The sequence below is a fragment of the Muriicola sp. genome, assembly GCF_049669965.1.
Lineage (GTDB): Bacteria > Bacteroidota > Bacteroidia > Flavobacteriales > Flavobacteriaceae > Muriicola.
Genome location: NZ_JBATLB010000199.1, coordinates 1 through 8,142 on the forward strand (window position 1 = coordinate 1; position 8,142 = coordinate 8,142).

At 43.0% G+C, this 8,142-nt stretch carries 8 protein-coding genes; 3 read left to right on the forward strand and 5 right to left on the reverse strand.

The window, feature by feature from the left end:
- Positions 1–97 precede the first annotated feature (97 nt).
- The 3 genes from WBM49_RS10405 to WBM49_RS10415 form a co-directional block, all read right to left on the reverse strand.
- Positions 98–1,396, reverse strand: coding sequence for a M20/M25/M40 family metallo-hydrolase (locus WBM49_RS10405; RefSeq protein WP_424371988.1), 1,299 nt, complete (start codon positions 1,394–1,396; stop codon positions 98–100).
- Between the two features lie 30 nt (positions 1,397–1,426).
- Complete coding sequence (locus WBM49_RS10410; RefSeq protein ID WP_424371989.1) at positions 1,427–2,407, reverse strand: PLP-dependent cysteine synthase family protein; 981 nt, start codon at positions 2,405–2,407, stop codon at positions 1,427–1,429.
- 103 nt (positions 2,408–2,510) lie between these two features.
- On the reverse strand, positions 2,511–3,752 hold the full coding sequence (locus tag WBM49_RS10415; RefSeq protein WP_424371990.1) for an ABC transporter permease: 1,242 nt from the start codon (positions 3,750–3,752) through the stop codon (positions 2,511–2,513).
- Positions 3,753–3,887: 135 nt separating this feature from the next.
- Here WBM49_RS10415 and WBM49_RS10420 point away from each other — a divergent pair, with 135 nt between their 5' ends.
- Positions 3,888–5,105 carry an exo-beta-N-acetylmuramidase NamZ family protein gene (locus tag WBM49_RS10420; RefSeq protein ID WP_424371991.1) on the forward strand — a complete coding sequence of 406 codons (1,218 nt, stop codon included), beginning with the start codon at positions 3,888–3,890 and terminating at the stop codon, positions 5,103–5,105.
- On the opposite strand, the gene WBM49_RS10425 is transcribed toward WBM49_RS10420, so the two are convergent.
- Together WBM49_RS10425 and WBM49_RS10430 are read right to left on the reverse strand one after the other, a co-directional pair.
- Entirely contained in the window at positions 5,102–5,941 is an 840-nt protein-coding gene (locus tag WBM49_RS10425) for a sterol desaturase family protein (protein ID WP_424371992.1), read from the reverse strand. The genes WBM49_RS10420 and WBM49_RS10425 overlap by 4 nt on opposite strands.
- A 42-nt stretch (positions 5,942–5,983) precedes the next feature.
- Complete coding sequence (locus WBM49_RS10430) at positions 5,984–6,478, reverse strand: YkgJ family cysteine cluster protein (protein WP_424371993.1); 495 nt, start codon at positions 6,476–6,478, stop codon at positions 5,984–5,986.
- A 94-nt stretch (positions 6,479–6,572) separates the two neighbouring features.
- On the opposite strand from WBM49_RS10430, the gene WBM49_RS10435 reads away from it, so the two are divergent.
- Positions 6,573–7,286, forward strand: a complete 714-nt coding sequence (locus WBM49_RS10435; RefSeq protein WP_424371994.1) for a class I SAM-dependent methyltransferase — start codon at positions 6,573–6,575, stop codon at positions 7,284–7,286.
- An 89-nt stretch (positions 7,287–7,375) separates the two neighbouring features.
- On the forward strand, positions 7,376–8,142 hold a 767-nt coding region (locus WBM49_RS10440), incomplete at its 3' end, for a hypothetical protein (protein ID WP_424371995.1).

Sequence of the window (8,142 nt, forward strand, 5' to 3'; positions counted from 1 at the left end):
TCTGATGCATCAATTCATAGCCATCTACCTGGTAACTGCGTAATTCTCCTCCCTCTATATCTACTATCTGATTCTTATAGGTGATTCTTTCCATGCCTTATTGATTGAGTAATCTGTAAATAAGTACGGCAGATCTTTTTGTCAGGGCCTCTATGGTTTTTAAATTTACGGTTTCATTGGGGGTGTGAGCCCCGGATCCCATGGTTCCCAGTCCATCCAGACAATCAACATAGTTGGCCACAAAAGAGGTATCTGCCGCTCCTCTTCTACCGGGATCGTACCCAACTACTTCTCCCTGCCCAAGGTCCAGGCTTACCGTATTCAATTCCTTGAGGAGATCCATATTGCCCTCCGTAGGTTGCATGGCAGGATAGCTGTCTGTAAAACTAATGGTGGCCGAGGTTTGGGGAAGATTGTTCGCTACAATAGCCCTCATTTTGGCACGTGTTGCTTCTTTTTGTTCTTCAGAAATAAAACGAAGGCCTCCTTTGACCATTGCCTTCTGTGCCACCACATTCGATTTTCCAAAAACCTCTGCTGTGCTTTTTTTAGCGTCGTACTCCACAAAAGTACCCCCCATGAGGATACCCGGATTAAAAGTGAGAAATTCTTCCCCTCTCACCTCCTCGTAAAAGGCATTCAGGATACGTGATATTTCAAAGATAGCTCCGGCTCCGGTTCGCTCACTAAATATACCAGAAGAATGGGCCCTTTTTCCCGTAACCTCCACTTCCCAGCCTGAGGAACCACGGCGGGCTACGGTCGCATAATTAAACCCGGTAGAGGTTTCGTACCCCAGGGCAATATCGCTGCGTTGAGCAGCCTCAATAAGGTCTTTTCTGCTTATGTCCAAAGGTTTTCCTGTACTCTCCTCATCTCCTGTAAAAGCCACAATGATCTGAGCATCCGAAAGTAATCCTTGTTCGTGAAGTGCTTTTAAAGCATAGAGAATAATTATGTCACCACCTTTCATATCATTCCCTCCAGGCGCGTGTGCGGTACTGTCATTTAATTGTTCAAATGCCTGAAAGGGACTATTTTCTTCGAATACAGTATCCAGATGCCCAATAAGAAGGATCTTTTTTCCTTTGTTGCCGTTAATTTCTGCGAACAAATGGCCAGCTCTATTCATTTCGGAAGGCATTTCCACCCATCGAGTGGTAAAGTCGATCCCATCAAATGCATCTTTAAAAACCATCCCAACTTCCTTCACCCCCTGTGTGTTGAGCGTTCCACTATTTATATTCACTACTTTCTCCAGAAACGAAAGAGCTTCTGCATTGTTTTTTTCAACAGAGGCGACTATTTTCTTTTCGATCCGGGATAGTTTTTGGGAAACTGTTAATAGCGGGATGCTAAGAACCATCACAAAAGGTAGGATGTGCCTAAAATTCATATGAGTATTTTAATCCAAAAGATACCAAAACTAATCCAAAAAGCCCTGCTTTCTCATCCAATCGTCATTATAGATCTTTCCTACATAACGACTGCCATGATCATGGAATAGCACCACCACCACATCATCCTTCTTAAAATGATCCTTTAACTGCAGTACCCCTTTAATAGCTGCACCGGCTGAGTTACCCAGAAACATTCCTTCCTCTTTGGCCAAACGTTGGGTATAAACCGCGGCATCCTTATCCGTCACCTTGGTGAAACCATCAATAATATCGAAATTGACATTCTTTGGCAAAATGTCTTCTCCAATACCTTCGGTGATATAGGGATAAATCTCATTCTTGTCGAATATCCCCGTCTCGTGATACTTTTTAAACACCGATCCATAGGTATCCACGCCCCAAACTTTGACCTTGGGATTTTTAGACTTTAAATAAGCGCCTACCCCCGAGATGGTACCACCAGTACCTACCCCTACCACAAAATGAGTCACCTTGCCGTCTGTCTGTTCCCAGATCTCCGGCCCGGTAGATTCAAAATGTGCTTTGGTATTGGAAGGGTTGTCGTATTGATTCACATACCAGGAATTGGGTATTTCCTCTGAGAGCCTTCTGGCAGTTGAGTAATAACTTCTGGGATCTTCCGGGGCCACATCCGTAGGGCATACATATACCTCGCTGCCCATGGCTTTTAAGATATCTACCTTTTCTTTGGATTGCTTATCGCTGATCACACAGATCATTTTATACCCTCTAACAACGGCTACCAGGGCAAGTCCCATTCCTGTGTTCCCGGAAGTTCCTTCTATGATTGTGCCACCTGGTTTTAGTTTTCCGGCAGCAACAGCATCCTCTACCATTTGAAGCGCCATCCTGTCTTTTACAGAATTCCCGGGATTAAATGTTTCATATTTGGCCAACACAAGGCAGGGCAATTCTGCCGTTAGTTTATTCATTTTTACCAAAGGGGTATTGCCAATGGTTCCTAAAATATTTTCTGCATATTCCATAATGATTGCAAAGATACTGGTTCCCTAAATTAAGGCCTAAGGGGAAAGATCATTTGGTTGGAATTTTATTCCTATTACGAATAGGGTGGCCAGTTTTAAGATGCTAGTCGAATTTGATTGCCTTTACCGGAGTTATTCTTGTGATGATATAAGAGGGTATCAACAACATACTCATACAAAGAACCAGCACCCCTAGATTAAGCAGCAAGATGGTTGGCAGGTCTATGTAAACAGGAATGTAGTCTATATAGTACTCCTGTGGATTAGGAAATTTAAAGTAACGGAATCTATCTTGCAGCCAGATAAGTCCCAAGCCAAGCAAATTCCCCCAGAACAAACCAATAAGGATAAGATAGGCTGCATTGTACAGAAATACTTTTCGGATGCTCCAATTGTTTGCTCCGAGTGCTTTTAAGACCCCGATCATTTGCGTCCTTTCCAGAATAAGAACAAGCAGTGCGGTAATCATATTTATACCCCCTACTATGATCATGATCCCAATAATAATGGCAATATTAAAATCGAAGAGGCCTATCCATTCGAAGATCTTGTAGTATTTATTCTGAATGGTCTGTGTATCTAAGGTAGAAAGAGTCTTCCCATAGATCTCCCTGCTTTTTTCATCGATGGAATCAAAGTCGTCCAGAAAGATCTCAAAATTCCCAACTTCCTTTTCTCCCCATTGGTTCATTCGTTGAATATGACGAATATCCACAAAAATATAGGTGCCGTCGAATTCTTCAAAACCACTGTCGTAGATCCCAATGATCTTAAACTTGCGTTGATTGGGAACTTTAGAAGGATCCTCTTCTTTTAAGAAAAGGGTAAAAAACTCATCGCCTACTGCTAACTGCAACCTGTTGGCCATAAGTCTGGACATCAACACCTCTGTATTGAGTTCAGAGGTATAGGTAGGCAAGCTACCCTCAACCACAAAATCCTCAAAGACAGACCAATCATAATCTTTGCCCACCCCCTTCGCAATGATACCTTCAAAAGTGTCTTCCGTCCTGATGATACCCGCCTTGGTGGCTACCGCCTGAATATGTCTTACCCCATCTACCAGATCAAAGTTGGGGTAAAATTCTTGCTCCGTCGAAACCGGGATCACCGAAACATCCGAGATATTATTGTCGTAATTATAGATTTGTACATGGCCATTGAACGCGGTGATCTTCTCTCGTATTTTATACTTAAGGCCCACCCCTGTAGCCATAGCAATCAACATCATCAATATCCCCAATGCAATAGCGGCAATAGCTATTTTTATTATCGGGGCAGATATGCTAATTTTATGCTGCTTACCTTTGACAAGGCGTTTTGCGATAAACAGTTCTAAATTCAATCGATGCTTTTTAACGAGAATCAAAAATACAGTTTTCCTCTGTTAGTTGGCCATGTTTCTTGGACGAAGAGGAAAGAACTCCCTGAATATTTGGGGGGAGTTCATCCCTCTTTTATCCTGTTATTTTTGACTGTAATGCTCATTATTTCCTGCGGTAGCAGGGCTCAAAGCCGCACGGTGGTACAAGATGTTCCCCCTTCTTTTGAGACCCCTGCCGAGCCTGCACAAATCATCGTAGGCGCCAACAGGACCGGCGAGTATATGCCTCTGCTGGCAGATAAGAAGATAGGCGTAATAGCCAATCAGACAAGTGTGATATTCAAACAAAAAGCTATAGAAGGAGACAGTGCACTCCCTTTTACCCATTTGGTAGATTCGCTTTTGAGTTTGAACATTGCCGTTACACGAGTATTTTCTCCTGAACACGGTTTTAGGGGTTTGGCCGACGCAGGCGAAAAAGTTGAGGATGGGGTAGATTTGCGCACCGGACTGCCTATTATCTCCTTGTACGGAGCACACAGAAAGCCAAGCAAGAAGGACCTGGCAGGATTAGATATGATGGTATTCGATATTCAGGACGTTGGTGTTCGTTTTTATACGTATATCGCCACACTTCAGCTTGTGATGGAGGCTTGTGCAGAATCTAATATCCCGATTTTGGTCTTAGACAGACCCAACCCAAATGGGCATTATATAGACGGCCCCACCATGGAACCAGAGTTTACGAGCTTTCTTGGAATGACACCTATTCCTCTGGTTTATGGGATGAGCATAGGGGAATATGCACAAATGATCAATGAAGAAGGCTGGCTGGAAAATGGTGTCAAAGCACAACTAAACATTATATCGTTAGAGAATTATTCTCATCTAAGTACTTACAGCTTGCCGCTCAGGCCCTCCCCCAATCTTCCGAACGACCAATCAATCAACCTGTATCCAAGCTTAGGGCTTTTTGAAGGGACCAATATAAATGCAGGCAGGGGTACCGAATTTCAATTTCAGCGATACGGAGCTCCATTTTTAGATAAGGACTTTTTTTCTTTTTCCTATGTGCCTGAACCTAATCCGGGCGCCAAGTCGCCCAAACAGCTGGGATCGACATGTTTTGGAGAAGACCTCAGCAACTCAGCCCATCTTTCAAAGGTTTCACTAGAATGGCTCATTAAAGCATACCAACATTGTCAGGAGAAAGATGCTTTTTTTAATACTTCAGGTTTTAGTAAACACGCAGGGACAGATCAACTTCAAAAACAAATAGAGGCGGGCCTTTCAGAGACCGAGATAAGGGCCACCTGGCAAGCAGATCTGGAAAAATTTGCAAAGATCAGGGCAAAATACCTGATATATCCTTAGGGATTTGAAGCACCTCCTGTAGGTTTTCTGTATTTGTGGAAGGGTTGTTTTAATAAACCCATAATACTGCCGTTTTCTTCTTTATTTGGAAAGGTATCTACCCCATAGACAATGTCATCACGATCTAGTTCCATGTACGTACCGAAGATGCGGTCCCAGATAGAAAAGATATTCCCATAATTAGAATCCGTGTAGGGCAATACAAAGTGGTGATGCACCTTATGCATATCCGGAGAAACAAGCACCCAGCTAATAGCCTGGTCTACTTTCCTGGGCAAACGGATATTGGCATGCCCAAACTGTGTGGCCAATAGGGATAATGATTGATATAACATGACGATCCCAATGGGTGTTCCTACTAAAAGTACACCTCCCAGCGTGAACCCAAATCTGATAAAGCTTTCCAGAGGATGATGCCTGTTGGCCGTGGTGGTATCTACCTCATGATCCGTATGGTGTACCAAATGGATCATCCAAAGGGGTTTAACATTGTGCTCTACATAATGTGCCAAATAGGCCCCAAAAAAATCCAGTAGTAGAACCCCGAGGAGAATATACGCCCATAATGGCATTTCTGGTAACCAGTTGATGATGCCAAAATTGTTGGCTGCTACCCAATCACTCGTTGTAAGGAGTAAAAACGCCAGTGCAAAATTTATGACAATGGTGGTCAGAGTAAAAAAGAAATTAGGCAGCGCGTGGCGCCACTTTTTATACTCAAAACGAAACAAGGGAACTGCCCCTTCTAATACCCAGAAAAAACTGATCCCCAGGACCAAAAGTATACTCCGATGGATGGAGGGAATGGTTTCAAAGTACTGAATAAGCGTTTCCATGGAAGCAAAAATAACTATTTTATAGATATTAGGTATACGGGGCTATACTTTGATACGTCGTTTCATTTCTTCCAGGATACTAAATGCCGCCGGACATACGAAGGTATTCTTTATGGTTAAGGCACCCAGTTGTTGAAATTTTTTGCGATCGGTATGTGGGTATTCTTTGCATGCTTTAGGCCTTACATCATAAATACTACAATAGTTATCAGCACCTAAAAATGTGCAGGGAAGCTGCTGTAACACTTCATCCCCGTCTTCGTCTGTTTGTAGATAACTATCTACGAACGTGGAGGTCTTCATTCTAAGGTGTTTGGAAATTCTTTCCACATCACTTCTGGTAAAAAGCGGACCGGTGGTTTTACAACAATTCGCACAGCTCAGACAATCGGTCCTTTGAAATTCTGCCGTGTGCAGTTGTTTCATGGTATAATCCAGGTCTTTGGGAGGCCTTTTCTTTAAACGAGCAAAAAACTTTTTATTTTCTGCTTGCTTTTCGGCTGCTTTCTGAGGAAGTTGTTGCAGTACTTCCTTCATTGGATGGATTTCATAGGTTAATGCCTCTATAAGTTGCCCAAGGATTTTTATGGATGGTACAAATATCTCACTTTTGCATGAAAAAACGCTTCAGATGCAAACTGATGTTTTTGGCACGGCCATTTTAGACTATTATAGAACGATGCAAGAAGAGAATATAGAAACCTACTCTTCTCTTGAGGAAGCAGACATTCTCCCGGTGGCCTATTTATTTCGCGAGTACAGGGCCATGCCTGCACTGGAAAAGGCCGCTCTGAAAGCCTGTAAAGGAAATGTGCTGGATATTGGTTGTGGTGCCGGGAGCCATAGTCTTTACTTAGCGTCAAAGGGGTTCACTGTTACCGCTTTAGACGAATCTCCGGGAGCTGTTACCGTCTGTAAGGAACGGGGGCTCAGGGAGGTGGTCCAAACTGATTTTTGGAAATTTGAAGGAAAGAGATTTGACACCTTATTATTGTTAATGAACGGTATAGGCCTGGTTGGAAAACTCCATAAGCTTTCCGATTTTTTTGAAAAGATCAAAGAGCTCATACATCCAGGGGGGCAAGTGCTATTTGATAGCAGCGATATCATCTATATGTATGAAAAAACAGCGGATGGAGGATATTTTATTCCAGCAGATAGTGCCTACTATGGGGAGGTTAGTTTTGAAATGTACTATAAGGAACTTAGGAGTGAACCGTTGGATTGGTTATATGTTGATTTTAATACGGTAGCTGAAGCGGCCGTATTAAACGGATTTCAATGCAATCTTGTAAGGAAGGGAACTCATTACGACTACCTGGCTAAATTAACATTGAAGGTATAATAGAGCCCTCAATATTCCGTTTTATGTAGGGTTTTTGCCCGCTGATTTGTTATAGAGTAGGAGAAATGATAGTTTTAACAATGCATTCTATGAAAAAAGTAGTCTTTTTATTTTTAAGCCTTGTTCTGGTAGCCGCTTGCTCCAAGAATTCCAACGGTTCCGGAACACCTCCAGACCCCATTGACAAGTCGGCCAACTTGCTAGCCACAGGTGCCTCCTCCAACGATATCTTGTCTAATAATACCTTTACAAAGTTACTAATAGAAATTGGGTACGTTACGGGCTTTCAGCCAACGGCTGAGGCTATGAATAATTTTCAGGCCTTTTTACAACAGTATACTTTTAAACAAGACATAGAGATACAATACCTGGAGTTGCCCAGCCCCAATGAGAACGATCTTACCCTTCAGGAAATTGCAGACCTCGAAAGCGATAACAGAACGGCGTACAATGATGCTTCTACCCTTGCCATTTACATTTATTTTGCAGATGCCCCTTCAGATACCGATGACCCTCAGCAAGGCTCGGTAACCCTGGGAGCTGTTTATAGAAATACCTCCATGGTAATCTATGAGGCCACGGTCCGCGAATTAGCAGTGAATAGTAGTCAGGTGACTGTGGAAGATGCTGAATCGGCTACCCTTAACCATGAATTTGGCCATCTGTTAGGGTTGGTAAATCTTGGTTCGGAGCCGGTGAATGATCATGAAGATCCCAGTGCGGAACATCATTGCAATATCAACGGCTGTTTGATGCGAGCCGAACTCGAATTTGGCGGCGGTTTATTGGGATTGATGAATAAACGTATCTCGGCAGGCAAAGCAGCTATACCTGAGCTTGATTCCGAATGTATCCT